Origin of the sequence: Mycobacterium sp. DL440 (genome assembly GCF_011745145.1) — a bacterium.
GTDB lineage: Bacteria > Actinomycetota > Actinomycetes > Mycobacteriales > Mycobacteriaceae > Mycobacterium.
Genome location: NZ_CP050191.1, coordinates 3,606,380 through 3,630,940, shown reverse-complemented (window position 1 = coordinate 3,630,940; position 24,561 = coordinate 3,606,380). Strand labels below are relative to the sequence as shown.

Sequence of the window (24,561 nt, the reverse complement as noted above, 5' to 3'; positions counted from 1 at the left end):
CTACCGCTGGTGCAGTGACAGCAGCGTCAACGCCGCCAGGCTCTGGGCGTCGGTGATCCCACCGTTCCGGATCATCCCGTCCAGCTCCTCACGGGAGAACCACGCGCTGTGCATGTCCTGCTCCTCGTGCTCGCGTTCGTGCTCGCCCTCGGTGAGACCGGTCGCCAGGAACACCCACCCGCGCTGGCTGCTCATCCCCGCAGCCACGTCGAGCTGGCCGAGCCGGTGCATACTCTCCGCGCGCAAGCCGGTCTCCTCGCGAAGTTCGCAGTGGGCCAGTGCTTCCGGATCGAGATCGAGCTGTTCGGGGGCGGTGCCCTGTGGAAACTCCCACCGCCGCAGCGCAAGTGGGTACCGGAACTGCTCGACGAGGTGAAACCTGTCGTGCGTGTCGTCGTACGGGATCACCAGGGCATAGGTCGGTTTGTCGACCACGGCGTAGACGCCGGTGCTGCCGTCGGGTCGCACGACGGTGTCCTCCCTCAGCGTCAACCAGCTGTTCCGGTACACCTCGCGGGTCGCGGTCTGTCGGATGGTGGCCGTCAGGCGGATGTGTAACCGCGTTGGCGCGATGTCGCCGGCGTTCTCGATGTCGTCGGCCAGGGTGGCGGCGAAGTCGACCAGACGCACCACGTCGACGCCGTAGGGCGCCGGTTGGTCGACGAGGGAAAGCCGCGCCGATGCACGTTTCAGCAGCGCCGCGGCCCCGGTCCGGTTGCCGCGTTGCACATGGGTGATGCCCACGGCCAGCTGTGCCAAACCCTGCCAGAGCGCGCGCTCGTGCTCCGGGCCGTTCTTCCACGCCGCTTCGAGTACTTCGTGCGCGCTGAACGCTTGACCTCGGTCGAGCAGATCCTGGGCGTAGACGAGGGTTTTGGCGGGTGAGAGCTCCAGGTCGTCGGGAATGCGTGCGACGCCCGCACTGCCATAGGGCAGCGGCTGGCCGAGTGCATCACGCGGGCGAGTGCTGCGCGGCCGGCCGGAATCATCGCGGTCTCGCGCAGCTGTGCCCATGGGCACCAGCCTGTCGTCAACTTCGAGTCCTGTCGAGTGCGTGGGATCGCCTGACGGCACGCCGGTAGCCTCACAAGAGTGTTGCTGGCCTCCCTGAACCCCGCGGCCGTTGCCGCCGGCGCCGAACTTGACGATGCCGTTTCCATCGACGGTGCAGTGCTGAGCCGCAGCGATCTCGTCGGTGCCGCCACCTCGGTGGCTGAGCGTGTGGCTGTTGCGCAGCGCGTCGCCGTCCTGGCGACACCGACCCCGACGACGGTCCTCGCGATCATCGGGTGCCTGATCGCCGGCGTGCCGGTGGTCCCGGTACCTGCCGACGTCGGCGCGGCTGAGCGTCGACACATTCTCACCGACTCGGGCGCCCAGGCCTGGCTGGGGGAGCGCCCCGAGGATACCGAGGGGTTGCCGCACATCCCGGTGCGGCTGCACGCCCGGTCCTGGCACCGCTATCCCGAGCCGGCCCCGAATTCGACCGCGATCATCATGTACACCTCCGGCACCACCGGAGCGCCCAAGGGCGTGCCGATGAGCCGCCAGGCCATCGCCGACGACGTCGACGCCCTGGCCGCGGCCTGGCAATGGACCGCCGCCGACACCGTGGTGCACGGGCTGCCCTTGTTCCATGTGCACGGCCTGGTATTGGGCCTGCTCGGCTCGTTGCGGATCGGAAACCGCTTCGTACACACCGGGAAACCGACGCCGGCCGCGTACGCACAGGCTCAGGGGACGCTGTACTTCGGGGTGCCGACCGTGTGGTCGCGGGTGGTCAAGGATCTCGACTCGGCGCTGGCCCTTTCGACTGCGCGGCTGCTGGTCTCCGGCAGCGCGCCCCTTCCGGTGCCGGTGTTCGACGAGTTGGTGCGGCTGACGGGACATGTCCCCGTGGAGCGCTACGGCAGCACCGAATCGCTGATCACCCTTTCCACCCGGGTCGACGGCGAGCGCAGACCCGGGTGGGTCGGGTTGCCGCTGGCCGGGGTGCAGACGAGGCTGGTCGACGACGACGGCGCCCCGGTGCCGCACGACGGCGAGACCATCGGCCGGCTGCAGATCAAGGGCCCCATGGTGTTCGACGGCTACCTCAACCGGCCCGAGGCCACCGCCGACGCCTTCGATCCTGACGGCTGGTACCGCACCGGCGACGTCGCGGTGATCGACGCCGACGGGATGCACCGCATCGTCGGGCGCGAGTCGGTGGACCTGATCAAATCCGGCGGTTACCGCATCGGCGCCGGTGAGATCGAGACGGTGCTGCTGGGTCACGACGGCGTCGACGAGGTAGCTGTGGTCGGGGTGCCCGACGACGACCTCGGGCAACGTATCGTCGCCTTCGTCGTCGGCAATGCCGCCCCCGAGGCATTGATCGAATTTGTGGCCCAACAACTTTCAGCACACAAACGCCCCCGCGAAGTCCGGTTGGTCGACAGGCTGCCGCGCAACGCCATGGGCAAGGTGATGAAAAAGGAACTGGCGCAATGGGACTGAGATTCACTGAGATCTGCATCGACGCGCACGATCCCGAAGTGTTGGGCGCGTGGTGGTCGGAGGTGCTCGGCTGGCCTTCACACACTGATGCCGACGGTGATGTGATCCTCACCCCGCCACCGGGCGCCGGCCCCATCTGGCTGTTCCTGGCCGTGCCGGAAGGCAAGGTGGTCAAGAACCGCCTGCATCTGGACTTCACGCCAGACGATCAGCAGGCCGAGGTGGACCGGCTGATCGGCATGGGCGCCCGCCACGTCGACGTCGGCCAAGGTGAGGAAACGTGGGTGGTGCTGGCCGACCCGGAGGGCAATGAGTTCTGCGTGCTCGCCGCCGAGTAGGAGTAACTTGGGTGCCGACGGGGCACGGACTGCACGTCGATGTCGTGCCTCGGTTTGGAGGCATGTATGAATCTCAAGAAAGCCGCTGGAACGGCGGTGATCGCCGGTGCGCTTGGCCTTGGCTCGCTCGCATTGGGCGCAGGTTCGGCACAGGCTGACCCTGGCTGGGGACCGAACATTCCATGGATTCCGGGCCCGGGATGGGTGGACTGGAACCCAGGCCCCAACCTTCCGCCTGGGCAGGTCAAGAAATGGTGCCCGGGGAACTCCCCACCAGGCCACTGGATCGGCGGCCCACACGGAATACCCTGCACCTGAACGGCTCTACGTCGGCGTGAACTATCCAGGAGCTACCAGTGAGTGGAGTTCCTTGCCGTCGTCAGAAAGCTCCGCGAGTGTGTCGTTGATCCGCCAAAGCCTGTGGTACGAATCAGGACTGACAGGAACGGACCACAGTTTTTGGCAGGTGGCGAGGTCCATCGCGAACGTCGTGGCTCCAGTGACCTCGTAGCGGACCGTTTCGAATAGGCCGACGCTGCCGTCATTGGCTAGATAGCCGCTCATGTTGGTTTGGCAGGTGTTTCCTTCTGCGCCTGTCGTCAGGTCGAACTGCCTCCACTTTCGCACTTTGACCGGGCCTTCCCAATTGGATTCAGGCGCGTATAGACGCGGGCCGACAAACACGGCGTTCTGGGTGAGTTCCCGATCGAGGAGTTGGACGAGTCCCGCCCCGTTTGCTCCGAAGACAGTCGATACGGGCACATCCTCCACAATGGGAAGGGACATCGAAAATGGCGATAGAGAGCCCGAAACCTTGGTTTCGGCAACACGATTACCGCCGTCATCGAAGAACGCCACACTGCGAGGTGTTGAGTACTCTGTGTCGGCAATGATCTCCATTGCGAATCCCCCGGGATAGACGACAGCCGATCCGGGAATATTGCCGTTGCCCAGGTCGGGTCTCATCACCTTGCCGTCGGCTAAGGAGAAGACAACCATGCCATCGGAGCCGGGAGTGGTGTCTTGCGCCGCGGCCAAGGTTGGTGGAGCAGTGTCGATGGCCGAAACTGAAATTCTGGAGGAGACCATTGCGGTGTGCGGAACGAGCCAGGTCGTTTCCGCATGGGGGCCGATGCCGTAAAGGCCCTCGCCTCGTATCTGAGCTACCGCGTAGATTCCTGCCTGATCGACTTGCACGCCGCTGCCAGGCGTGGTGTGTAGCTCACTCGGGCCGTCGAACACCACCTCGCCGGTATGCGCGTCGATCACCCACGCGGTGGTCTCCGTGGTTTCTCCGTGAACGGCGTCGGCGAGGCACAGCACGAACTGGGGCCCATTCACAAAGCAGTGGGGAAATCTCGAACCAGCGTCGATCGATACCGGTGAAAACAATTGTTTGCCGGTGTGGACATCTAATCCGACCAGCCACCACTGCCGGTCGGGTACACGAGGACTGCTGGTGAGAAAATAGCTGTTGCTGTTTACAGCGCCCACGAAGGGATCTGACTGAGCCGAGTTGTCGGATGTCCCGAAGATGCTCGATTCGGGCAGGTTGAGATCCTCGACGTGAGTGCGCCAGCCCGGTACCGGCTGTTGTCGCATTGGTGACGCAAGCACCTTCTGTGCTGGCGGCTGCCAGGCGCCCCGATGAAACACCGGAACGCTCTTGCTCGGCGTTCGCCCGGCCAAGTAGACGATGACGCCACCGGCTATCGTGCAGACGGCAACTGTGGCGACCATGCCGATGGTCCACCAACGCGCGAAACGCCGCATAGCGTGAGTCCTCGAATGTTGGCTTGCGTGTCTGCTTTTCGCGAAGTTTGACACACAAGCCGACGTTCGGCGGCAGGAATCTAGTTGGCGTGCAGCGCCTCGTTGAGCGTGATGCCGGTGCCGTCACGCTTGACCACTTCGACCGCACCCGAGAGCGAGTTGCGGCGGAACAGCAGGTTGTTGGCGCCGGAGAGCTCGACGGCCTTCGTGGTCTGGCCGTCAGATGTGGTCACCTTGGTGCCACCGGTGACGTAGAGCCCGGCCTCGATGACGCAGTCATCGCCGAGTGAGATGCCCAGGCCGGCGTTGGCGCCCAGCAGGCAGCGCTTGCCCACCGAGATCACCTCTTTGCCGCCACCGGAGAGCGTGCCCATGATCGACGCGCCGCCACCGATGTCGGAGCCGTCGTCGACCACCACACCGGCCGAGATGCGGCCCTCCACCATCGAGGTGCCCAGCGTGCCGGCGTTGAAGTTCACGAAGCCTTCGTGCATGACTGTCGTACCCGCGGCGAGGTGTGCACCCAGGCGGACACGGTCGGCGTCGGCGATGCGCACTCCGGAGGGCAACACGTAGTCGACCATGCGGGGGAACTTGTCGACGCCGTAGACCGCGACGGCCCCGCGGCGACGCAGCTTGGCGCGCACCGTCTCGAATCCCTCGACCGCGCACGGCCCGAAGTTCGTCCACACCACGTTGGCCAGCAGGCCGAAGATGCCGTCGAGGTTGGCCTCGTGTGGCTTGGTCAGCCGGTGCGACAGCAGGTGCAGCCGCAGCCAGACGTCGTAGGTATCGACAGGGCTGTCGTCCAGCGAGGCGATCGTGGTGCGTACCGCCACCACCTCGACACCGCGGTCGGTATCGGGGGCGGTCAGACCCGCGAACTCGGTGGGGATGTCATCGCCGGTGAGCTTCACCGTGCCGGCGTCGCCGGAGGCGCTCAGCTCGGGGGCGGGAAACCAGGTGTCCAGGACGGTCCCGTCGGCGGTGATGGTGGCCAGGCCGACGCCAGATGCTGCAGTCACGTTGGCCAAGGTTACTGGACTAGCCTCGAACACCATGGGGCTAGACCTGCGTGCCGATCCGATCGCGCTGACCGCTGCCTTGGTGGACATCCCCAGCGAGTCACGTCACGAGCAACGCATCGCCGACGAGATCGAAGCTGCGCTGCGCGCGCAGGCGCCGTGGTTCGAGGTGGTCCGCAACGGCGATGCCGTGCTGGCCCGCACCAACCTGGGCCGCCCGTCGCGGGTGATGCTGGCCGGGCACATCGACACCGTGCCCGCCGCCGACAACCTGCCCAGCCACATCAAGAACGGCGAGATGTGGGGCTGCGGCACCTCGGACATGAAGTCGGGTGACGCGGTGTTCCTGCACCTGGCCGCCACGATCGCCGAGCCCAGCCATGACATCACCCTGGTGATGTACGACTGCGAGGAGATCGAGTCCAGCGCCAACGGGCTCGGCCGCATCGAACGCGAGCTGCCGGATTGGCTTCAGGCCGACGTTGCGATCCTCGGCGAACCCTCCGGCGGCTTCATCGAGGCGGGCTGCCAGGGCACCATCCGTGTCGTCGTCGGCGCTACCGGCACCCGCGCGCATTCGGCACGATCGTGGTTGGGCGACAACGCGATTCATAAACTCGGCGCTGTGCTGGACCGGCTCACCGCCTACCAGCCCCGCAACGTCGACATCGATGGCTGTGTGTACCGGGAAGGGCTGTCGGCGGTCCGTATCGACGGCGGTATCGCCGGCAACGTCATCCCGGACACCGCATCGGTGACCGTCAACTTCCGATTCGCCCCCGACCGCAGCGTCGAGCAGGCCGTCGCCCACGTGCACGAGGTGTTCGACGGCCTCGACGTCGCCATCGACTTGACCGACGCCGCCGCGGGCGCCCTGCCCGGGCTGGCCCAACCGGCAGCGGCCGCGCTGGTGGCCGCCGCCGGGGGACAGGTCCGCGCCAAATACGGCTGGACGGATGTGTCCCGGTTCGCCGCGCTGGGGATCCCGGCCGTCAACTACGGGCCGGGTGATCCCAACCTCGCGCACAAGGTCGATGAACGGGTCGACGTCGCCGCGATCACCGCCACCACCGATACGTTGCGGCGATATCTGACGTGAGCACCGTCCGTGTCGACAGCTGGATCTGGGCCGTGCGCATCACCAAGACCCGGTCCGCGGCGGCGGCCGCCTGCCGGGGTGGTCACGTCCGGGTCAACAATGTGCCGGCCAAACCGGCGCAGCACGTAAGCCCCGGTGACGAGGTGCGCGTCCGGCTGGACGGACGTGACCGGATCGTGGAGGTCATCCGCCCGATCGCCAAACGCGTCGGGCCCTCGGTGGCCTCCGAGTGCCTGATCGACCGCAGCCCGCCGCCGCCGCCCAAGGAGATCGTGGCGGCCGTTCCGGTTCGAGATCGAGGTGCCGGCCGGCCGACGAAACGTGAACGGCGCCAATTGGATCAGCTGCGCGGAACGTTCTGAACTTAAATCGGTTGCACGCGTGCGTACTATGGGTAACGCATCTGCTGTCAACCGAGGTGGGCCGAAAACATGCTGGGAGCCAAGGACAACGAAGAGGTCATCTCCGGGTAATCCCGGCTCTTCGTTCTGCGTTCCTGTCCCTCAATGCGGTGCCTGCTGCCCGCATCACCTTGGAGTTCCCGCATGTCTATTGTCTGTTCCCATCTGTCGTTTTCCTGGCCCGATGATGTCGAGCTGTTCTCCGACCTATCGTTTTCCGTCGGCCCCGGCCGCACCGGGTTGGTGGCCCCCAACGGCGCCGGAAAGAGCACGCTGCTCAAGCTGATCGCCAGGGAGTACCGACCCTCATCGGGTTCGGTGACGACCGGCGGCGCCGTCGGCTATCTACCCCAAAGCCTGCCGTTCACAGCGGATCTCACCGTCGCAGCGGTGCTGGGGATCTCCCCGGTGCTCGATGCATTGGCAGCCTTGGCCGCCGGTGATGCCAGCGAGGAGGTGTTCACCACCATCGGCGATGACTGGGACGTCGAGGAACGCTCCCGTGCCCAGTTGGACCGGCTCGGGCTGGGCGGCATCGCTCTGGACCGCCGATTGGGAACCCTGTCGGGCGGGGAGGTGGTGTCGTTGGGGCTGGCTGCCCAATTGTTGAAGCGGCCGGGTGTCCTGCTGCTCGACGAGCCCACCAACAACCTGGACAGCGATGCCCGGCACCGGCTGTACGACGCGCTGGACGGCTACGCGGGCTGTCTTCTGGTGGTCAGTCATGACCGGGTGCTTCTGGACCGGATGGAGCAGATCGCCGAGCTGTACCGCGGCGAAATCATCTTCTACGGAGGACATTTCACCGCCTACCAGGAAACCGTTGAGGCTGCGCAGTCAGTGGCGGAGGGCAATATCCGCAACGCCGAACAACAGCTTAAGTGCGAGAAGCGGCAGATGCAGGAGGCGCGGGAGCGGGCCGCTCGACGCTCGTCGACTGCGGCGCGCAACGTCAAGGACGCCGGATTGCCGAAGATCGTGGCCGGCAAGCTCAAGCGGGATGCACAGGAATCAGCGGCCCGCGCCGACGATGTGCACGCCAAGCGGGTCGATGATGCGCGCAACCGGCTCGACGAAGCCGAACGAATGTTGCGCGATGACAAAGTGATTGCGCTGGAGCTGCCCGACACCGTGGTGCCTGCGGGGCGTACGGTCTTCGCGGGAGACGGACTGCAGATCAGCCGTGGCGGGCAGAAACTGTTCGCCGACAACGGTATTGGTTTCTCTATCCGCGGTCCGGAGCGCATCGCCCTGAGCGGTTCCAACGGGGCGGGCAAATCAACCCTGCTGCGGATCATCGACGGCGCGTTAGAACCCGACTCGGGCATGGTGCAGCGGGCTGACGGGCGCATTGCCTCGCTGTCGCAGCGGCTGGATCTGCTTGTCGAGGACCGCACGGTGGCCGAGAGTCTGGCGGCCGCCGCGCCGAGCCTGTCACACACCCGGCGTATGCATCTGTTGGCGCAGTTCCTGTTTCGCGGCGACCGTATCTACCTGCCGGTCGCGGCATTGTCAGGCGGGGAGCGGCTGCGGGCGACGCTGGCGTGCGTGCTCTACGCCGAACCCGCGCCTCAGCTACTGCTGTTGGACGAGCCGACCAACAACCTGGACCTGGCCAGCGTGAGGCAACTGGAATCGGCGCTGAACGCCTACCAGGGGGCTTTCGTGGTGGTCAGCCACGACGAACGGTTCCTGGAGGCGATCGGCATTGACCGCTGGCTGCGGCTGGAAGGCGGCGAGCTGAGCGCTACTGCCGGCGTGGGCTGATGTTGTGGACCTGGGTCGGTACCGCGCCGGCGCCGTAGCCGTCCTCCGGACGCACACCGACCGAGGCTCGATCGCCCAGTTGTTCGTTGTGCCCAAGGGCGCTGGCGCCGGCCTCGGCCCGGCGGTCGGATTCACCGTCGTGTTTGCGGTGCTCGGCGTCGTCCTTCTTGTCGTCTTTGCCGTCGTGCGGCTCCGACGGGCCGCCGTCGGAGCCCTCGCCCGGCCCGTCGCCGGGGCCCTGATGACCGGTGGCGTTGGCCTTGATGGCCTCGTCGGCTCCCATACCGCCGACATCGGCGGCCGTGGCCGCAGCGTCGCCGCCACCACCGGCTGCCTGAGTGGCGGCTTCGACAATGCCTTGAACTCCTTGCATGACCTGCTGCGGCACCTGCGTCATGGCCTGGCTCAGGCCCTGCAGTGGCTGGGTCACCGACTGCATCATCTGCCCGGCCATCTGGCTGAATTGGCCCATCATCTGGCCCGCGCCGTCGGCGCCGCCACCCGCCCCTGCGCCGCTTGCCCCGCCGCCCGTGGATGCCGCAGAGCCAGAACCGCTGAGCGCATCGGCTTGGGCCTTGAGTCGTTCGGCGGCGTTCAGATCGCCGCGATCGTAGGCCTTTGACGCCTGGCCGAGCAGATCGGCCATCCTGCCGGCGGCTTGCTGGGTGGCACCGAGGGCACCGTCCCGCGATGAGTTGGCTCCACCGACCGCGCCCTGCACAAAAGAACCGATAGGGCCATGGCTCGATGCGAGGTCCGATGGGCCCGAGAACGCATTCTTGAAGTTGTTCATGTCTTCACTGACCCCGCCGACGACCCCTTGCAGGCCGGTGATCGCGCCAGTATTGGCGACAAGCTGGTTCATCGAGCCCCCCTGGAGATCGTGCGGTCTCACTGCGCATTCTACGTACGGTCTCGGTGTGTGCTGCGCGGTGATTGGTCAGTCCATAGTCCTGCGACCTGCATCCGGTCCATCGATGCCAGTGTTACGCGGATGCCTGACGGTCTGCGTCCCCGGCCGCCGCGAGCATCCCGACGCCGCGATACCGCTCAGCGACATCGGCCAACGCCGCGCCGTCCCCGCCCGCCAACGCGCGCGCGTGGTCCGAAGTCAGCTCACCGAATACGCAATCCAGATCCACGCGGGCCAGCCCGTCGACGGCGCGGGTATCACCCAATCGCACGCCATCATGCAAGGCCCGAAGCATTACGGCGGATTGTTCGCCGCGCTCTGCTGCTTTGGCAGCGTCGCGGGCTGCGGTCACCGCACCCACTGAATCTTTGCGAGCAAAGCAGGTCCAGGCCCGGGCCAGTGCCAACTCCGGCGCGAACAGCATCGACTTCAGTCCGTGCCGGGATTCCGCACGCGACAATGCCTTTCCGGCTTCAACAGGCATGCCCCGTTGCCCGAGCGCGTGGGCCAGCAGCATCCAGGCCAACGGGCCCCAGGAATACCCCGTCGGTGCCAACGCGGCAGTCGCCTTGCGTAACAAGGTGATCGCCTCATCGAACTGGCCGCGAACCAGGAGCACGTCAGCCATCAACACCTCGCCGACGGCGCGGCCGGGCTGCAGCATCTGCGTGAAATCGGTGATCGTTTGGGCCAACTCCTCGGCACGAGCCAGCTGTCCGGTCATCAGTAGCGCCGTGGTTTGGCCGAATCCGCTGGTGAACCGCAACAGACCCGGATGTCCTGCTGTCAGTGCGCGCTCGGCCATCGCGTCGACCCGGTCGAACGCGCCGAGGCGTGCGCAACTCAGCGCCGCTGTCGACCCGGCCCAGCCGACTGCGGTGTCATCGGCCGCGGGGGAGGCCAGCACCTCCAGTGCCAGGCCCAAAGCCCGTTGTGGCGCACCGGCATTCATCGCAAAGGTCGCTGCCAAGGCGTCGAGTGTGGTCTGCGCCCTCGGCGTGGATACCCGCCGGCGGGTGGCGCTCAGGAACGCTGTAGCGCGTTCGGGTTCTGACAGCATCCAGAACTGATTGGCCGCCTGCGGCAGCGCCCACGCCATCAGTTGGTCCTCCGACAGGCCGGCCGGGTCGATGCGTCCCAATACGGCATCGGCCTCGCGACCGCGGCCCTGCCAGGCCAGCGCGTATGCCAATGTCAGCAGACCCGTGAAAGCGGCACTGGATTCGCCATCGGACGCTGTCGCGGCCCGCCCCAGCCGTTCGCTCAATTCCAGGTCGCCCAACCGCAGCGCCTCGCCGGCCGCGCGGACGAGTTCGTCAGCGGCCAGGGACACATCGCTGTCGAGGGCCAGCACCGCCACCCGCAGCCGGTCCACCACGCCGGGCCGCGGCGCCGTGGACAACCGCTGGACCACCGTGTTGCGCAACCGGCGCAGACCGGGCCCGCCGATGGTGGCCCGCATGGCGCTCAGGAACAGCGGATGCACGCAGTGCACTGCTTCGTCGTCGATGCGAATCACGCCGCCGTGTTGTGCCGCCTGCACGGCATCGGCGCTGGTCAATGCCGTCAGATCGGAAAGGGGCAGCGGATCGTGCACTGCTAGCTGTCGCAAGACCGCGGCTACGTCGTCGGGCAGGTCGGCGAGAAACGTGTCCACCTGATCAGCCAGCCGGGCGTCATCGTGGCCCGGCGGTGACATCTCGACACGGTTCACCAACCGGTCGCCCCACAATGCCGCGACGTCGTTGGGCGCCCCCGCGGATGCGGTCACGATGAGTTTGGCCGCGCCGCTCACGGCGAGTTGGTAGACGAGCGCCGCCGACAACCGGTCCAGCAGGTGCGCGTCATCGACGACCATCAACAACTCGGATCCGAGCGTCTCACGTGCTGCGCTCATCACGTCGGCGGTCTTGCCCGCCGAGGGGATGTCGATCAGGTGCGCGACCGCCGCAAAGGGAACTGCCGCAGCCGATTCCGTACCGGTGATCCACAGGACGCGGCGGAAATCCGGCGCGAGGTGTTCGGCCGCGGTCCGGGCCACTGATGTCTTGCCCACCCCGGCGGGGCCCAGTAGTGCGGCGCCGCAACGCTCGTGCAGGCCCGCCTCCAAGCCGTCGAGCGCGCGGTCACGCGGTGCGAGCACCCAGTCGACAGCCATCCACCGAATCCTATGGTGGGCAGTCGCCTTTCAACGCCGAATCGACATCCGGGTGCGCCGAGATCGTGTCGTCCATACCGCATTCAACGATGATTCGCCGGATGCTCGACTGGGTGATGACGAGCCGCACGGTGACTCCTTGCTGGAGGCTCTCGACGGCCTGCTTGGCCAGGGCGATCAGCGCCCCGCAGCCCATGAAATCCAGGGATCCGCCGTCGATGATGAGCAAGGATCCATCGGAAGCGGCGGCCGCCGACTCGCCGAGCATGCGTTCCCAGGTGGATTCGTTGTGGGCATCCACCTGTCCGAAGACCTGAACGATGAGGCCTTCGGGTGCGGTGCGAGCCATCCAGTGCAGCTCGTGATCGTGCTGGTTCGATTCCACGGTACAGCCGAGGATAGCCGCCTTGGTTTACGTTGTAAACAGCGCGGCTCAATTACCGTTCAGCCAGGTTTCGACGCGGTCGAGCAGGGCCTCCAACGCCTCCTCGAACTCGTCGGCGCTGTGATCCTCGGCCAGCTTCGGTTGTAACCGACGCAGGTTCGGGTAGTCGGCCAGCGACGTATCGGGCCGCGGCTCGTCGTTGAGAGCCGCCTCGTCCGGGCTGAGCCTGACCCCACGTGCCGACACCTCGAGCAGCAACTGCCCCACCAGGAACGTGGTGTACGTCCGGTAGGCAGCGACGGCCGCCTCATCGTCGAACCCGTAGGAGATCAGCGTCTCCAGGAAGGTCTCCATCCAGCGCAGGCTGCGCAGCGGAGGGCGCACCCATGGAGCCTCCGGCGCCTCGGTCGCCACCAGCGGGAACACCTGGGGATGATCAAGGGCGATCTGCCGCACGCCATGACCCAGCCGCAGCAGGAAGTCCTGCCAGCCGTCTTCCTGCCGGCGCGCGGCGAGCTGATCGGAGTAGAGGCGGTCCACGATGTGGCTGACCACGCCGGTCAGCAGATCGCCTCGGCTGTGCACATAGCGGTACAGCGCCATGGCTTCGACACCGCAGGCCGTGCCCAGCCGTCGCATGGTCAGCTTGGTCAGGCCTTCGCGGTCGATCAGCTCGATCGCGGTGTCCAGGATGAACTCGCGGCTCAACCGTGCCGGTTGATCATCGTTGTCAGTCATTGCCGTCTTCAGTCACCTGGATCGTCCTCCGAGTTCCGTTCAGTCTCCCCGCGCGGGTGGGCTGAGTCCATCACCCCACGGACATCGCCCCACGGACATCGCCCACCCGACATCGGCGGTTCACGGGCACCCTCTAGGTTGTGTGCGTGTCCGGTGAATCTGACCGCGAGTTTGCGGTGTGTGTCTATTGCGCCTCGGGTCCGACCCATCCCGAGCTGCTGGCCTTGGCCAGTGAGGTTGGAGTGGCGATCGCCAAGCGCGGATGGACATTGGTCTCCGGCGGTGGCAACGTCTCAGCCATGGGTGCGGTGGCCCGCGCGGCGCGCTCGAGCAACGGCCACACGGTCGGCGTGATCCCCAAGGCGCTCGTTCACCGCGAACTCGCCGACGTGGACGCCGCTGAACTCGTGGTCACCGACACCATGCGGGAACGCAAGAAGGAGATGGAGGACCGCTCCGACGCGTTCATCGCGCTGCCCGGTGGCATCGGCACGCTGGAGGAGTTCTTCGAGGCGTGGACGGCGGGCTATCTCGGGATGCATGAGAAGCCGGTGGTGCTGCTCGACCCGTTCGGCCACTACGACGGCTTGTTGAAGTGGTTGCGCGGGCTCGTCGCCTCCGGTTACGTGAGCGAGGCGGCCTTGGATCGGTTGGTCGTGGTCGACGAGGTCGCCGCCGCGCTCGAGGCGTGCGAGCTGGTTACCTAGAACCGGCGGTAACGGCGGTTACCAGGCGCGGCTATGGTGTTGGCCACACGAGAGCCATCTCGAGACCCATAACAACGCGCAGGGGGACACCGCATGACCGACCAGAAATCGGGCACCAGGAGCAGCGTCGGCCTACTCGACCTCGCCAGCCAGGTACCCGGTCTGCTGATGGATGCGCCGGTCATCGTGCGGGGTGTCGTCACCGGAATGATGGCCCGTCCGACGGCCAAGACGTCGATCGGCAAGGTGTTCCAGGAGCGGGCCGCCCAGTACGCCGACCGGGTATTCCTCAAGTTCGGCGATGAGCGCATCACCTACCGCGAGGCCAACGAGACCGTCAACCGGTATGCGGCCGTCCTCGCCGCCAAAGGCGTCGGCCACGGCGACGTGGTCGGGGTGATGCTGCGCAACTCGCCCGATGCCGTCCTGCTGATGCTGGCGGTGGTCAAGTGCGGCGCCGTCGCAGGCATGCTCAACTACCACCAGCGCGGCAAGGTGCTGGCCCACAGCATCGGGCTGCTCAACGCCGCTGCCGTGGTGGCCGAGTCCGATCTGATCGAGCACGTCACCGAATGCGGCGCCGAGGCCAACGGACTGATCACGGTCGATGAGCTGCGTCGGCTGGCGGCCACCGCGCCCACCACCAACCCGGCCAGCGCGTCGGCCGTCCTGGCCAAGGACAAGGCTTTCTACATCTTCACCTCGGGTACCACAGGCATGCCCAAGGCCAGCGTCATGACGCACTACCGCTGGCTGCGCGCCCTGGCCGGATTCGGCGGCCTGGGCCTGCGGCTGCACAGCGATGACACCCTGTACTGCTGCCTGCCGCTCTACCACAACAACGCCCTGACCGTCTCGGTCGGTTCGGCGCTGAACTCGGGTGCGGCGCTGGCACTCGGCAAGTCGTTCTCGGCATCCCGCTTCTGGGACGAGGTCATCTCCTACGGCGCGACCGCCTTCGTCTACATCGGCGAGATCTGCGGGTATCTGCTCAACCAGCCGCCCAAGCCGACCGACCGCGCGCACAAGGTTCGCGTCATCGTCGGCAACGGATTGCGCCCGGCTATCTGGGACGAGTTCACCGAGCGGTTCGGTATCCCGCGGGTGTGCGAGTTCTACGCGGCCAGCGAGGGCAACACCGCCTTCGTCAACGTCTTCAACGTGTCGAAGTCCACCGGCATCTGCCCGAGCCCGGTCGCCTTCGTCGAATACGACGCCGACAGCGGCGAACCCGCCCGCGGCGCCGACGGCCGGTTGCGCAAGGTCAAGCGCGGCGAGCCTGGCCTGATGTTGTCCAAGATCAATGCGCTGCAGCCGTTCGACGGCTATACCGACAAGGCCGCCAGCGAGAAGAAGCTTGTCCGCGACGCCTTCAAGGAAGGCGACGTCTGGTTCAACACCGGCGACCTGATGCGCTCCCAGGGCCTGGGCCACGCCGCATTCGCCGACCGGCTCGGTGACACGTTCCGGTGGAAGGGTGAGAACGTGGCCACCACCGAGGTCGAGGCCGCGCTCGCCGGGCACGCGGGCGTCGACGAGTGCACGGTGTTCGGGGTGGAGGTGCCCGGTGCGGGTGGCCGCGCCGGCATGGCTGCATTGCAGCTCAAGTCCGACCACGAGTTCGACGGCAAGGAGGTCGCTGATGCGTTCTCCCGGCACTTGCCGGCCTACGCCGTGCCGCTGTTCGTCCGCGTCGTCTCCGAACTGGCCCACACCTCGACGTTCAAGAGTCAGAAGGTCGACTTGCGAAAACAGGGCTACGGCGCCGACGTCAAGGATCCGCTGTACGTGCTGGCCGGTCGCGAGGAGGGTTACGTGCCCTTCTACCCCGAATACCCCGACGAAGTGACGGCCGGTAAGCGGCCCAAGTAGGCGAGCCCACAACTCCGCACCGATTTCTACTCCGGGGTTGCCGACAGCGTGGCGGTTTCGACCCCTCGGTGGAAAACGACGCGGATACGGCGCGGAATGTTGTCGCGGATGCCGCACCAGGCACTATGGAGGCGTGTTGTCGACGTGCAATGGCCTGTTCTGCGGGCGCCCGGTCGCGGGTGACCGTGCGCTGATCATGGCGATCGTCAACCGGACGCCTGACTCGTTCTACGATCGCGGCGCCACCTTCACCGACGACGCGGCCAAAGAAGCAGCGCGCGGCGCCATCGAGGCGGGCGCCGACGTCATTGACGTGGGCGGGGTCAAAGCAGGTCCAGGCGGGCCGGTCGATTCGCAAGAGGAGATCGCCCGCGTCGTGCCCTTCATCGAATGGCTGCGCGGCACCTACCCCGACCAGTTGATCAGCGTTGACACCTGGCGCGCGGCGGTGGCCAAGCAAGCCTGTGCGGCCGGGGCCGATTTGATCAACGACACCTGGGCGGGTGCCGACCCGGGTCTGCCGGAGGTGGCCGCCGAGTTCGGCGCCGGGCTGGTCTGCTCGCACACCGGCGGCGCGGTGCCGCGTACCCGGCCGTTCCGGGTGAACTACGGGATCACCGAACGCGGCGTCGTCGACGACGCCATCGCCGAGGTGACCGCCGCGGCCGAGCGAGCTGTAGCAACCGGTGTGCCGCGCGACCGGATCTTGATCGACCCGACCCATGATTTCGGTAAAAACACTCATCACGGTCTTAGTTTGTTGCGTCACGTAAAAGATCTTGTTAAGACCGGATGGCCTGTGCTGATGGCGCTGAGCAACAAGGATTTTGTCGGGGAGACTCTGGGTGTGGATCTGACCGAACGCCTGGAGGGCACCCTGGCCGCGACGGCACTGGCCGCCGCGGATGGAGCTGCCATGTTCCGGGTACACGAGGTCGGACCCACACGGCGCGTGCTGGAGATGGTCGCGTCGATCCAGGGAGTGCGGGCACCCGCACGAACAGTGAGGGGACTGGCATGACCGCTCTGCCTGATCTGTCATTCGTCGAAGGCGTCGTTGGCCACCGCTGGCTGACCGACCACAGCTGGAACCGGCCGAGCTGGACCATCGCCGAGCTTGAGGCCGCCAAGGCCGGCCGCACCGTCTCGGTGGTGTTGCCTGCCCTCAACGAGGAAGAAACCGTCGCCTCCGTGGTCGGGACCATCACCCCGCTGCTCGGCGGGCTGGTCGACGAGCTGATCGTGCTCGATTCGGGCTCCACCGACGACACCGAAATCCGCGCGGTCGCTGCCGGAGCCCGGGTCGTCAGCCGTGAAGTGGCGCTGCCCGAGATCGCACCGCAACCGGGCAAGGGAGAGGTGCTGTGGCGGTCGCTGGCCGCCGCCACCGGCGACATCATCGTCTTCGTCGACTCCGACCTCATCGACCCCGATCCGATGTTCGTGCCCAAGTTGCTCGGGCCGTTGCTCACGGCCGACGGCGTGCACCTGGTCAAGGGTTTCTACCGGCGGCCGCTCAAGGTCAGTGGCGCCGAGGACGCCAACGGTGGCGGCCGGGTCACCGAGTTGGTGGCGCGCCCGCTGCTGGCTTCGCTGCGCCCCGAGCTCAATTGCGTGCTCCAGCCGCTGGGTGGTGAGTACGCGGGCACCCGCGAACTGCTGACTTCGGTGCCGTTCGCCCCCGGCTACGGTGTGGAGATCGGGCTGCTGGTCGACACCTATGACCGCCTTGGCCTGGACGCCATCGCGCAGGTGAACCTGGGGGTCCGGGCGCACCGCAACCGGCCGCTGACCGAGCTGGCCTCGATGAGCCGACAGGTCATCGCGACCCTGTTGTCGCGCTGCGGGATCGCCGATTCGGGCGTCGGGTTGACGCAGTTCTTCGCCGACGGTGACGACTTCACCCCCCGGGTGTCGTCGGTCTCGCTGGCCGACCGCCCGCCGATGGTGACCTTGCGCCCGCGCTGATTTTCCGGCCGAAACGGCATTCCAGCAGGAAAAGTTCGAGCACAGGCCTGCCGGAATGCCGTTTCGGCGCTGGAGGGCGACGTGCGACTGCGCCAGGTGTCGCATGCGTGAGGCAGTATCGAGGGCGTGACACTGATACTGCTGTACCTAGTGGTGCTGGTTCTGGTGGCCACGGTGCTGTTCGGGCTGGGCAGCGTCATCTTCGGCCGCGGTGAGACGTTGCCGCCGCTTCCTCGCGGCACCACCGCCACTGTCCTGCCGGCCTCGGGCGTCACCGGTGCCGATGTCGATGCGCTCAAGTTCGCCCAGGTCGTCCGCGGATACAAGACCAGTGAGGTGGACTGGGTGCTGGATCGGCTGGGCCGCGAACTCGACGCGGTGCGCGGGGAGCTGGCAGCGGTGCGCGCTGCGTACGGTGTGCCCGACGACTTCGACGACGGTGCCGATGAGGAAGTGTCGGCCACCGCAGGCGAAGTCCGCACCTCGGAGGAGCCATGACCGACGATGGCGGGATTGTCGGCACCGCCGACGATGACCGGATTGTCGGCACCGCCGACGATGGCCGCATCCGCTGCGGCTGGGCAGTCTCAGCCAGTAGCGCAGCCGCGGGTGACACCCTCTACCGCGACTATCACGACACCGAGTGGGGCCACCCGCTGCGGGATTCTGGTGCGCTGTTCGAGCGGATCAGCCTGGAGGCCTTCCAGAGCGGGTTGAGCTGGCTGACGATTCTGCGAAAGCGAGAGAATTTTCGGGCCGCGTTCGACGGGTTCGACGCGGCCAGGGTCGCGAAGTACACCGACGACGACGTCGAGCGGTTGATGGCCGACGCGGGCATCGTGCGCAACCGGGCCAAGATCGTCGCAACGATCGCCAACGCCAGGGCCGTCACCGAGCTCGACGTCGACTTGAGCGAGCTGTTGTGGTCATTCGCCCCGCCGGCCCGGCCGCGACCCGCTGACCTGGCCCAAGTGCCTGCGGTGACCCCGGAATCGACCGCGATGGCCAAGGAACTCAAGCGGCGAGGCTTCAAATTCGTGGGCCCCACCACGGCATATGCGTTGATGCAGGCCACCGGGATGGTCGACGACCATGTCGCGGCCTGCTGGGTCCCGGCGCAGTAAGTGTGACCGGTAAAACATGCCTTCGGTCGGTATCCGACGGGTCTTTGCACAACCGCCGCCGCGGATAAGGAAGAATAGGGCTAGTTCAGTAGCAGTTCAACGCCGGGTGCCGTCTACGAGTGGGCGGCTTCGGCCCCAACCTGGCCCGCTGAAACGGGTCGGCACTGTTGGAGGGAGCACTCGATGGCGGCGATGAAGCCCCGGACTGGTGACGGTCCACTGGAAGCAACCAAAGAGGGGCGAGGAATCGTTATGCGAGTACCGCTGGAAGGCGGTGGGCGCCTCGTTGTCGAACTGACTCCCGACGAGGCCGCTGCGCTGGGCGACGAGCTCAAGGCCGTCACCAGCTGATCGACTCGCAAGGTGTCCGCTCAGGCGGACACCTTGCGGTATATCTCCAGGGTCTGTTCAGCGATGTGCGCCCAGGAGAATTCGGCGATGCACCGTTGACGTCCGGCCTCCCCGTACTTTCGGGCGGTTTCCGGCTCGGCCACGAGTGAGTTGACCGCATCGGCCAGACGCATCTCGAAGAAGCGCGGGTCACCGGCGTCGTAGTGCACGAGCAGCCCGGTCTGGCGGTCGGAGACAACCTCGGGGATACCGCCGACGTCTGAAGCGACCACCGGTGTCGAACACGCCATCGCTTCCAGGTTCACGATGCCCAACGGCTCGTACACCGATGGACATACAAAAACTGTTGCAGCAGAGAGTATTTCGCGGATCTTATTGATCGGCAGCATCTCGCGCACCCAGAACACGCCGGTGCGGGCCCGGGCCAGCTCGGCCACCGCTGAGGACACCTCGGCGGCGATCTCGGGGGTATCGGGGGCGCCGGCACACAACACCAGCTGCACGTCCGGGCTGAACCGGTGGGCCGCGGCCACCAGGTGGGCCACGCCCTTCTGGCGGGTGATGCGCCCGACGAACGCCACGATCGGGCGACTCAGGTCGACCCCGAGTTCGGCGAGCACAGAGTCGGCGTCGGCCGGCGGAGTCGGGTACCAGACGTCGGTGTCGATTCCGTTGCGCACCACGTGGACCCGGCTTGGGTCGAGTGCCCGATATGTGCGTAGCACGTCGTCGCGCATGCCGGAACTCACGGCGATCACCGCGTCGGCGGCCTCGATCGCGGTGCGCTCCACCCATGAGGACACCCGATAGCCCCCGCCGAGTTGCTCGGCCTTCCACGGCCGCAGCGGCTCCAGGGAATGCGCGGTCAGCACGTGGGGGATGCCGTAGAGCAGCCCGGTCAGGTGCCCGGCCATCCCGGCATACCAGGTGTGCGAGTGCACTACCGTGGCTGCCGCGGCCGAGTTGACCATGTTGAGGTCCGCGGACAGCGTCGACAGGGCCGGGTTGGTACCGCGCAGCGCGGGATCGGGCTGCGCGACGAACGCCCCGTCCCGCGGGGCGCCCATGCAATGCACGTCGACGTCGCAAAGCTGACGCAACTGTGCGACGAGTTCGGTCACATGCACACCGGCACCGCCGTACACCTCGGGTGGATATTCCCGAGTCATCATGGCCACCCGCATATCCGAGACGGTAGTTGGTCTCGGCGGGTCTAGCTACGCGCCGCAGACTTCTGTTGCCATTGGCTGGCCGCGGTGCTGGTTGGCGGATAGGTTTGGACGCATGAGGGAGTTGCCACATGTGCTGGGCATCGTTCTGGCCGGGGGAGAGGGCAAACGGCTGTATCCGTTGACCGTCGATCGCGCCAAGCCGGCAGTTCCCTTCGGCGGTGCCTATCGGCTGATCGACTTCGTGCTGTCCAACCTCGTCAACGCCCGCTACCTACGGATCTGCGTTCTGACGCAATACAAGTCGCATTCACTGGACCGTCACATCAGCCAGAACTGGCGCCTGTCGGGCCTGGCCGGTGAGTACATCACCCCGGTGCCGGCCCAGCAGCGGCTCGGGCCGCGTTGGTACACCGGATCAGCGGACGCGATCTACCAGTCGCTCAACCTGATCTACGACGAAGATCCCGACTACATCATCATCTTCGGTGCCGACCACGTGTACCGCATGGATCCCGAGCAGATGCTGCGGTTCCACATCGACAGCGGAGCCGGGGCCACTGTGGCCGGAATCCGGGTGCCACGTGCGGAGGCCACCGCGTTCGGCTGCATCGACGCCGACGACTCCGGGCGCATCAGGGATTTCGTCGAGAAGCCCGCAGACCCGCCGGGCACGCCCGACGATCCCGAGCAGACCTTCGTGTCGATGGGCAACTACATCTTCACCACCAAGGTGCTCATCGACGCGATCCGTGCGGATGCCGACGACGACCACTCCGACCACGACATGGGCGGCGACATCATTCCGCGACTGGTGTCCGACGGGATGGCGGCGGTCTACGACTTCAACAACAACGAGGTACCCGGGGCCACCGAACGCGACCACGGCTATTGGCGCGACGTCGGAACCCTGGACGCTTTCTACGACGCACACATGGACCTGGTGTCGGTGCACCCGGTGTTCAACCTCTACAACAAGCGCTGGCCGATCCGAGGGGAGATGGAGATGCTGGCTCCGGCCAAGTTCGTCAACGGCGGTTCGGCGCAAGAGTCGGTCGTCGGCGCCGGAAGCATCGTTTCCGCGGCGTCCGTACGCAATTCGGTGTTGTCCTCCAATGTGGCGATCGATGACGGCGCCATCGTGGAGGGCAGTGTGCTGATGCCGGGTGTGCGGATCGGCCGCGGCGCCGTGGTGCGCCACGCGATCCTGGACAAGAACGTGGTGGTGGGCCCGGGCGAGATGGTGGGCGTGGACCTCGACAAGGACCGTGAGCGGTTCGCGATCAGTACGGGCGGCGTGGTTGCCGTCGGCAAGGGTGTGTGGATCTGACGGGTCTCGTCGTCAGGCCCTGTTCACTCCCAGGGGTCTACCGCGGCGGGTCGGCGCGTGGCATTGCCGCGTGCGTTGACGCCGACCTTGGCCTCACTCCGTCGCCTGCGCCACCGCCAGAGCCGGAAGGCGCCCCAGATCAGGGCCAGTAGTGCAACGAGCACCAGTATCGGCAGCAGGATCGCCACGAAGACCAGGCCGACGCTGGTGACGTCCTCGACAGTGGACAGCACTGGGGCGGCGACCCCGGCGGTGGCGACGTTGGCGGCTGGACGCACCGTTGACTTGGTCAGCGACACCACGAGTGCGGTGACCGCGCCGATCGCCACCGGAATCCATTGGCCGGACTGAGCGAATGCGCCCGGGTCGGCGACGGCGGCTGTCGCCGAGGCGGTGCCCGACCCGAAGACGATGCCGCCTGCGGTGGGCCGGACGAAGGTCTGGATGGTGTCGTTGACGGAGTCGAGTGCAGGGATCTTGTCGGCGACCACTTCGACGACCAGCAATACCGCGACGATCGCCATCACCCAGCCGTTCTCCAGCCACGACCACCCCGCCGGCAATGACACCAGATGGGTGAAGCGCGACAGCAGGCCCAGAGCCAGCAACGGGATGTAGGCATTGAGCCCCGCCGCGGTGGCCAGGCCGAAGCCGGTCAACAGTTCCATTACTGCAGTATGCGGCGAACTCGGCCGGGTACCCGGCAGTTCGCCGTTATCCGCTCTGGGCCGCCTTGCGCCAGGCCAGCGGGCTCAGTTCGCGGTAGGGGTCCTCGTGGCGGACAGCCAGCAGTTCGTCGAGGCTCTGTTCGAGCGATTCCTGGGTACGTTGCTTGACGGTGTCGACCCATTTCGGGTCCGAGGCCCGCGCCGGTTTCGTGGTCCTGATCGGCTCGGCGAAGCGCAGGTACATGCGCTGCCGACGCGGGATGAGGGTGGGCCCGATACCGCGGATCAGCGGGATGGCCATGTCCCGCTGACCGGTGAGCTTCTCGCCGACCGTCTGACTGAGCCGGCCCAGCCAGTGGTCACGGGTGGTCACGCCCACGTATACGTCGTCGCCGCCGACGAGTGCGGCCGGCACGATGGGGTAGCCGTGTTCGATGGCGACGCGGGCGAATCCCGCTCGGCCCTCCCATCGCAGTTGGTATTGCTCGCCCTTGAACTTTCCGATCTCGCGGCCACCGCCGGGAAAGACCATGACGGGCTCGTCGTGCTCCATCAGTTCGGTTGCGCCCTCGGGTGATCCGACGACGGCCCCGCAGGCAGCCATCACAGCGGAGATCGGCCCGGGCATGTCACCGAATCGGCGGTCGGTCAGGGGCCGTACCCGCATGCCGATCTCGCGGCGCACCACATACGGGATCAACACGGTCTCGGTGCCGAACTGGGTGTGATTGCCCACCAGGAGAAATCGTCCGTCGCGGGGCAGATTCTCCAGACCGTCGACGTAGGGCCGGTAGAGATTGACGAGCGGATCGATCCCGTCGGCGACGGTCTCCACCGCGCGGCGCAGGGCGTGGACGTGGCTGGGCGGATTCATGATCTCGTCGATCTTCGTGACGGACATGCCGTGACTCCTCTGGGGTACGTGCGGGGGCTGGGCTGGCGCCGGCTGGTCGGAGTCCCCGACATGTTCGGACCTGTTGACCACCATCGTACCGAACGAACTAGTTCGTCTGGTTATGCTTCACCTGTGAGAAGCACGACGGAACTGCGCGGGGAGATTCTCGCGGCGGCGCGCGCCGAATTCGCCCAGTACGGTCTGGCCGGGGCCCGGATCGACCGGATCGCCCGGGCGGCACACGCCAGCAAGGAGCGGCTCTACGCGCACTTCGGGGACAAGGAAACCCTGTTTCGTGAGGTGTCCGCGGCCGACGGGGCCGAGTTCTTCCGATCGGTCACGCTCCGGCCGGACGCCGTCCCCGAATTCGTCGGCGACATCTACGACCTGGCCTATCGCCGGCCCGAGCATCTGCGCATGATCCGCTGGGCCCAACTGGAGGGATTCACTCTCGACGAACCCTGGACCGAGGGCCCGCCTCCGCAGGCCCAGGCGGTGGCGGCCATCGAGGCGGCGCAGGCCGGCGGCCACGTCGACCCGGGCTGGGACCCGGCCGAACTGATCGTGCTGTTGTTCGGCATCGGGCTGGCCTGGGCGCACCTACCGCATCCCGACGTGATCACCGATGACGCGGTCGTCCTGGCCTCACGACGGGCGGCCGCCGTCGAAGCCGCCGCCCGGGTCGTGGCTCACCAGACGTAGGGCAGCAGCCGGTAGCGGACCTTCCGGGTGTACTCGTCGTAGCCGTCGAGTTCGGTGCGCAGCATCTTCTCCTCGTCGGCGATCCGGACTCCGAAAATCGGTACCGAGGCGATGGATACGAGCAGGGCCCAGTAGGAACCCAGCGCCAGTGGAGTGCCGAACATCATCAGCACCGCGCCGAAGTACATCGGGTGACGGACCAGACCGTACAGACCTGTCGAGACGAGTGGTTGTTCGTCCTCCACTCGGATGCTGGCGCCGGCGAAGCTGTTCTGGAAGACCACCGTTTGCGCGAGAACGAGCCCGACCGCCACCAGGATGTTGCCGAGCACGACCACCGCAATCGGCACGCTCGACCAGCCGAACCGGTGGTCGAGGGCGCTAAGAACGAACGAGCCGAACGCCGCGAACACCACCGCCCAGATGATGATCTTCTGCACGATCCGCGTTTCCGCGGTCGGCCCACCGTGGAGGCGTCGTTGCAGGGCGGCGGGGTCTCTGACCGCGAGATAGATGCTCGGGATCATGGTGGTGGCCATGAACACGGCGATGAAAACCCAGGCCTGCCAATAGTGGAACGTGCCGGCCGGCCAGAACAGCGTGGCTGCGAAGAACGCCAGGCCGAGCACGCCCGAAGCGATGGTCTGAAATGCGAGTTTCATCAGCTGCCTCCTGTTCG

The 24,561-nt window shown here is 66.6% G+C and carries 25 protein-coding genes and 1 pseudogene; 14 read left to right on the top strand and 12 right to left on the bottom strand.

The annotated features are described in order from the left end of the window. Together HBE63_RS17480 and HBE63_RS17475 are read right to left on the bottom strand one after the other, a co-directional pair. Complete coding sequence (locus tag HBE63_RS17480; RefSeq protein WP_166909922.1) at nucleotides 1-546, bottom strand: NUDIX hydrolase; 546 nt, start codon at nucleotides 544-546, stop codon at nucleotides 1-3. After that, nucleotides 541-1,014: pseudogene (locus HBE63_RS17475) on the bottom strand (DUF309 domain-containing protein); the annotation flags it as partial. The pseudogene HBE63_RS17475 and the gene HBE63_RS17480, both read right to left, overlap by 6 nt. 78 nt (nucleotides 1,015-1,092) lie before the next feature. Between HBE63_RS17475 and HBE63_RS17470 the strand changes: the two are divergent. Next, a complete protein-coding gene (locus tag HBE63_RS17470; protein WP_166905862.1) occupies nucleotides 1,093-2,499 on the top strand; it encodes an acyl-CoA synthetase in 1,407 nt (468 codons plus the stop codon). Beyond that, a complete protein-coding gene (locus HBE63_RS17465; protein ID WP_166905861.1) occupies nucleotides 2,490-2,837 on the top strand; it encodes a VOC family protein in 348 nt (115 codons plus the stop codon). Before HBE63_RS17470 ends, HBE63_RS17465 begins: the two co-directional genes overlap by 10 nt. A gap of 339 nt (nucleotides 2,838-3,176) precedes the next feature. On the opposite strand, the gene HBE63_RS17455 is transcribed toward HBE63_RS17465, so the two are convergent. Further along, nucleotides 3,177-4,610: a hypothetical protein gene (locus HBE63_RS17455; protein ID WP_166905859.1), complete on the bottom strand. Its 1,434-nt coding sequence runs from the start codon at nucleotides 4,608-4,610 to the stop codon at nucleotides 3,177-3,179. 80 nt (nucleotides 4,611-4,690) lie between these two features. Next, nucleotides 4,691-5,635: a 2,3,4,5-tetrahydropyridine-2,6-dicarboxylate N-succinyltransferase gene (gene dapD, locus HBE63_RS17450; protein ID WP_166905858.1), complete on the bottom strand. Its 945-nt coding sequence runs from the start codon at nucleotides 5,633-5,635 to the stop codon at nucleotides 4,691-4,693. 34 nt (nucleotides 5,636-5,669) lie between these two features. Between dapD and dapE the strand changes: the two genes are divergently transcribed. From dapE to HBE63_RS17435, 3 genes are all read left to right on the top strand, one after another. Then, a complete protein-coding gene (gene dapE, locus HBE63_RS17445) occupies nucleotides 5,670-6,734 on the top strand; it encodes a succinyl-diaminopimelate desuccinylase (RefSeq protein ID WP_166905857.1) in 1,065 nt (354 codons plus the stop codon). Then, nucleotides 6,731-7,096 carry an RNA-binding S4 domain-containing protein gene (locus tag HBE63_RS17440; protein ID WP_166905856.1) on the top strand — a complete coding sequence of 122 codons (366 nt, stop codon included), beginning with the start codon at nucleotides 6,731-6,733 and terminating at the stop codon, nucleotides 7,094-7,096. The genes dapE and HBE63_RS17440 overlap by 4 nt, the downstream gene beginning before the upstream one ends. A gap of 183 nt (nucleotides 7,097-7,279) precedes the next feature. Next, entirely contained in the window at nucleotides 7,280-8,902 is a 1,623-nt protein-coding gene (locus HBE63_RS17435) for an ABC-F family ATP-binding cassette domain-containing protein (protein WP_166905855.1), read from the top strand. Here HBE63_RS17435 and HBE63_RS17430 read toward each other — a convergent pair. From HBE63_RS17430 to HBE63_RS17415, 4 genes are all read right to left on the bottom strand, one after another. Next, the gene (locus tag HBE63_RS17430; protein ID WP_166905854.1) at nucleotides 8,883-9,767 is read right to left on the bottom strand and encodes a type VII secretion target; all 885 of its coding nucleotides are present in this window, start codon (nucleotides 9,765-9,767) and stop codon (nucleotides 8,883-8,885) included. The genes HBE63_RS17435 and HBE63_RS17430 overlap by 20 nt on opposite strands. A gap of 121 nt (nucleotides 9,768-9,888) precedes the next feature. Next, complete coding sequence (locus tag HBE63_RS17425) at nucleotides 9,889-11,973, bottom strand: AAA family ATPase (protein ID WP_166905853.1); 2,085 nt, start codon at nucleotides 11,971-11,973, stop codon at nucleotides 9,889-9,891. Nucleotides 11,974-11,983: 10 nt separating this feature from the next. Continuing rightward, nucleotides 11,984-12,358, bottom strand: a complete 375-nt coding sequence (locus tag HBE63_RS17420; RefSeq protein WP_166905852.1) for an STAS domain-containing protein — start codon at nucleotides 12,356-12,358, stop codon at nucleotides 11,984-11,986. Between the two features lie 48 nt (nucleotides 12,359-12,406). Continuing rightward, nucleotides 12,407-13,096, bottom strand: coding sequence for a TetR/AcrR family transcriptional regulator (locus HBE63_RS17415; protein ID WP_166905851.1), 690 nt, complete (start codon nucleotides 13,094-13,096; stop codon nucleotides 12,407-12,409). Between the two features lie 146 nt (nucleotides 13,097-13,242). On the opposite strand from HBE63_RS17415, the gene HBE63_RS17410 reads away from it, so the two are divergent. The 7 genes from HBE63_RS17410 (at nucleotide 13,243) to HBE63_RS17380 (ending at nucleotide 19,118) form a co-directional block, all read left to right on the top strand. Continuing rightward, a complete protein-coding gene (locus HBE63_RS17410; RefSeq protein WP_166905850.1) occupies nucleotides 13,243-13,803 on the top strand; it encodes a TIGR00730 family Rossman fold protein in 561 nt (186 codons plus the stop codon). 93 nt (nucleotides 13,804-13,896) lie between these two features. Next, nucleotides 13,897-15,675 (top strand): long-chain-acyl-CoA synthetase FadD6, encoded by a 1,779-nt coding sequence (gene fadD6 / locus HBE63_RS17405; RefSeq protein ID WP_166905849.1) that lies wholly within the window; start codon nucleotides 13,897-13,899, stop codon nucleotides 15,673-15,675. A 196-nt stretch (nucleotides 15,676-15,871) separates the two neighbouring features. After that, nucleotides 15,872-16,696, top strand: a complete 825-nt coding sequence (gene folP, locus HBE63_RS17400; protein ID WP_166909920.1) for a dihydropteroate synthase — start codon at nucleotides 15,872-15,874, stop codon at nucleotides 16,694-16,696. After that, entirely contained in the window at nucleotides 16,693-17,643 is a 951-nt protein-coding gene (locus HBE63_RS17395; protein WP_166905848.1) for a glucosyl-3-phosphoglycerate synthase, read from the top strand. The genes folP and HBE63_RS17395 overlap by 4 nt, the downstream gene beginning before the upstream one ends. A gap of 126 nt (nucleotides 17,644-17,769) precedes the next feature. Further along, nucleotides 17,770-18,141 (top strand): DivIVA domain-containing protein, encoded by a 372-nt coding sequence (locus tag HBE63_RS17390; protein ID WP_166905847.1) that lies wholly within the window; start codon nucleotides 17,770-17,772, stop codon nucleotides 18,139-18,141. Further along, nucleotides 18,138-18,767: a DNA-3-methyladenine glycosylase I gene (locus HBE63_RS17385; protein WP_166905846.1), complete on the top strand. Its 630-nt coding sequence runs from the start codon at nucleotides 18,138-18,140 to the stop codon at nucleotides 18,765-18,767. The genes HBE63_RS17390 and HBE63_RS17385 overlap by 4 nt, the downstream gene beginning before the upstream one ends. A 183-nt stretch (nucleotides 18,768-18,950) precedes the next feature. Then, entirely contained in the window at nucleotides 18,951-19,118 is a 168-nt protein-coding gene (locus HBE63_RS17380) for a DUF3117 domain-containing protein (protein WP_003885506.1), read from the top strand. A gap of 20 nt (nucleotides 19,119-19,138) precedes the next feature. Here the strand turns inward: HBE63_RS17380 and glgA are convergent, their stop codons facing one another. Next, nucleotides 19,139-20,302 carry a glycogen synthase gene (glgA, locus tag HBE63_RS17375; RefSeq protein WP_166905845.1) on the bottom strand — a complete coding sequence of 388 codons (1,164 nt, stop codon included), beginning with the start codon at nucleotides 20,300-20,302 and terminating at the stop codon, nucleotides 19,139-19,141. A gap of 100 nt (nucleotides 20,303-20,402) precedes the next feature. Between glgA and glgC the strand changes: the two genes are divergently transcribed. Beyond that, the gene (gene glgC, locus HBE63_RS17370; RefSeq protein ID WP_166905844.1) at nucleotides 20,403-21,617 is read left to right on the top strand and encodes a glucose-1-phosphate adenylyltransferase; all 1,215 of its coding nucleotides are present in this window, start codon (nucleotides 20,403-20,405) and stop codon (nucleotides 21,615-21,617) included. A gap of 23 nt (nucleotides 21,618-21,640) precedes the next feature. Here glgC and HBE63_RS17365 read toward each other — a convergent pair whose 3' ends face one another. Together HBE63_RS17365 and HBE63_RS17360 are read right to left on the bottom strand one after the other, a co-directional pair. Continuing rightward, entirely contained in the window at nucleotides 21,641-22,285 is a 645-nt protein-coding gene (locus HBE63_RS17365; RefSeq protein ID WP_166905843.1) for a DUF4126 domain-containing protein, read from the bottom strand. Between the two features lie 46 nt (nucleotides 22,286-22,331). Further along, nucleotides 22,332-23,186, bottom strand: coding sequence for a lysophospholipid acyltransferase family protein (locus HBE63_RS17360; RefSeq protein WP_166905842.1), 855 nt, complete (start codon nucleotides 23,184-23,186; stop codon nucleotides 22,332-22,334). 126 nt (nucleotides 23,187-23,312) lie between these two features. On the opposite strand from HBE63_RS17360, the gene HBE63_RS17355 reads away from it, so the two are divergent. Continuing rightward, nucleotides 23,313-23,882, top strand: a complete 570-nt coding sequence (locus HBE63_RS17355; protein WP_166905841.1) for a TetR/AcrR family transcriptional regulator — start codon at nucleotides 23,313-23,315, stop codon at nucleotides 23,880-23,882. Here the strand turns inward: HBE63_RS17355 and HBE63_RS17350 are convergent. Then, a complete protein-coding gene (locus tag HBE63_RS17350) occupies nucleotides 23,870-24,544 on the bottom strand; it encodes an isoprenylcysteine carboxylmethyltransferase family protein (protein ID WP_166905840.1) in 675 nt (224 codons plus the stop codon). The two genes, HBE63_RS17355 and HBE63_RS17350, sit on opposite strands and share 13 nt — an antisense overlap. Nucleotides 24,545-24,561 lie beyond the last annotated feature (17 nt).

Excerpts from the sequence above, each read along its gene's own strand:
- HBE63_RS17465 (WP_166905861.1), top strand. The coding sequence starts at position 2,490 with ATGGGACTGAGATTCACTGAGATCTGCATCGACGCGCACGATCCCGAA.
- HBE63_RS17455 (WP_166905859.1), bottom strand. The coding sequence starts at position 4,610 with ATGCGGCGTTTCGCGCGTTGGTGGACCATCGGCATGGTCGCCACAGTT.
- dapE (WP_166905857.1), top strand. The coding sequence starts at position 5,670 with ATGGGGCTAGACCTGCGTGCCGATCCGATCGCGCTGACCGCTGCCTTG.
- HBE63_RS17435 (WP_166905855.1), top strand. The coding sequence starts at position 7,280 with ATGTCTATTGTCTGTTCCCATCTGTCGTTTTCCTGGCCCGATGATGTC.
- HBE63_RS17430 (WP_166905854.1), bottom strand. The coding sequence starts at position 9,767 with ATGAACCAGCTTGTCGCCAATACTGGCGCGATCACCGGCCTGCAAGGG.
- HBE63_RS17425 (WP_166905853.1), bottom strand. The coding sequence starts at position 11,973 with ATGGCTGTCGACTGGGTGCTCGCACCGCGTGACCGCGCGCTCGACGGC.
- HBE63_RS17415 (WP_166905851.1), bottom strand. The coding sequence starts at position 13,096 with ATGACTGACAACGATGATCAACCGGCACGGTTGAGCCGCGAGTTCATC.
- fadD6 (WP_166905849.1), top strand. The coding sequence starts at position 13,897 with ATGACCGACCAGAAATCGGGCACCAGGAGCAGCGTCGGCCTACTCGAC.
- folP (WP_166909920.1), top strand. The coding sequence starts at position 15,872 with ATGGCGATCGTCAACCGGACGCCTGACTCGTTCTACGATCGCGGCGCC.
- HBE63_RS17395 (WP_166905848.1), top strand. The coding sequence starts at position 16,693 with ATGACCGCTCTGCCTGATCTGTCATTCGTCGAAGGCGTCGTTGGCCAC.
- HBE63_RS17385 (WP_166905846.1), top strand. The coding sequence starts at position 18,138 with ATGACCGACGATGGCGGGATTGTCGGCACCGCCGACGATGACCGGATT.
- HBE63_RS17380 (WP_003885506.1), top strand. The coding sequence starts at position 18,951 with ATGGCGGCGATGAAGCCCCGGACTGGTGACGGTCCACTGGAAGCAACC.
- glgA (WP_166905845.1), bottom strand. The coding sequence starts at position 20,302 with ATGCGGGTGGCCATGATGACTCGGGAATATCCACCCGAGGTGTACGGC.
- glgC (WP_166905844.1), top strand. The coding sequence starts at position 20,403 with ATGAGGGAGTTGCCACATGTGCTGGGCATCGTTCTGGCCGGGGGAGAG.
- HBE63_RS17365 (WP_166905843.1), bottom strand. The coding sequence starts at position 22,285 with ATGGAACTGTTGACCGGCTTCGGCCTGGCCACCGCGGCGGGGCTCAAT.
- HBE63_RS17360 (WP_166905842.1), bottom strand. The coding sequence starts at position 23,186 with ATGTCCGTCACGAAGATCGACGAGATCATGAATCCGCCCAGCCACGTC.
- HBE63_RS17350 (WP_166905840.1), bottom strand. The coding sequence starts at position 24,544 with ATGAAACTCGCATTTCAGACCATCGCTTCGGGCGTGCTCGGCCTGGCG.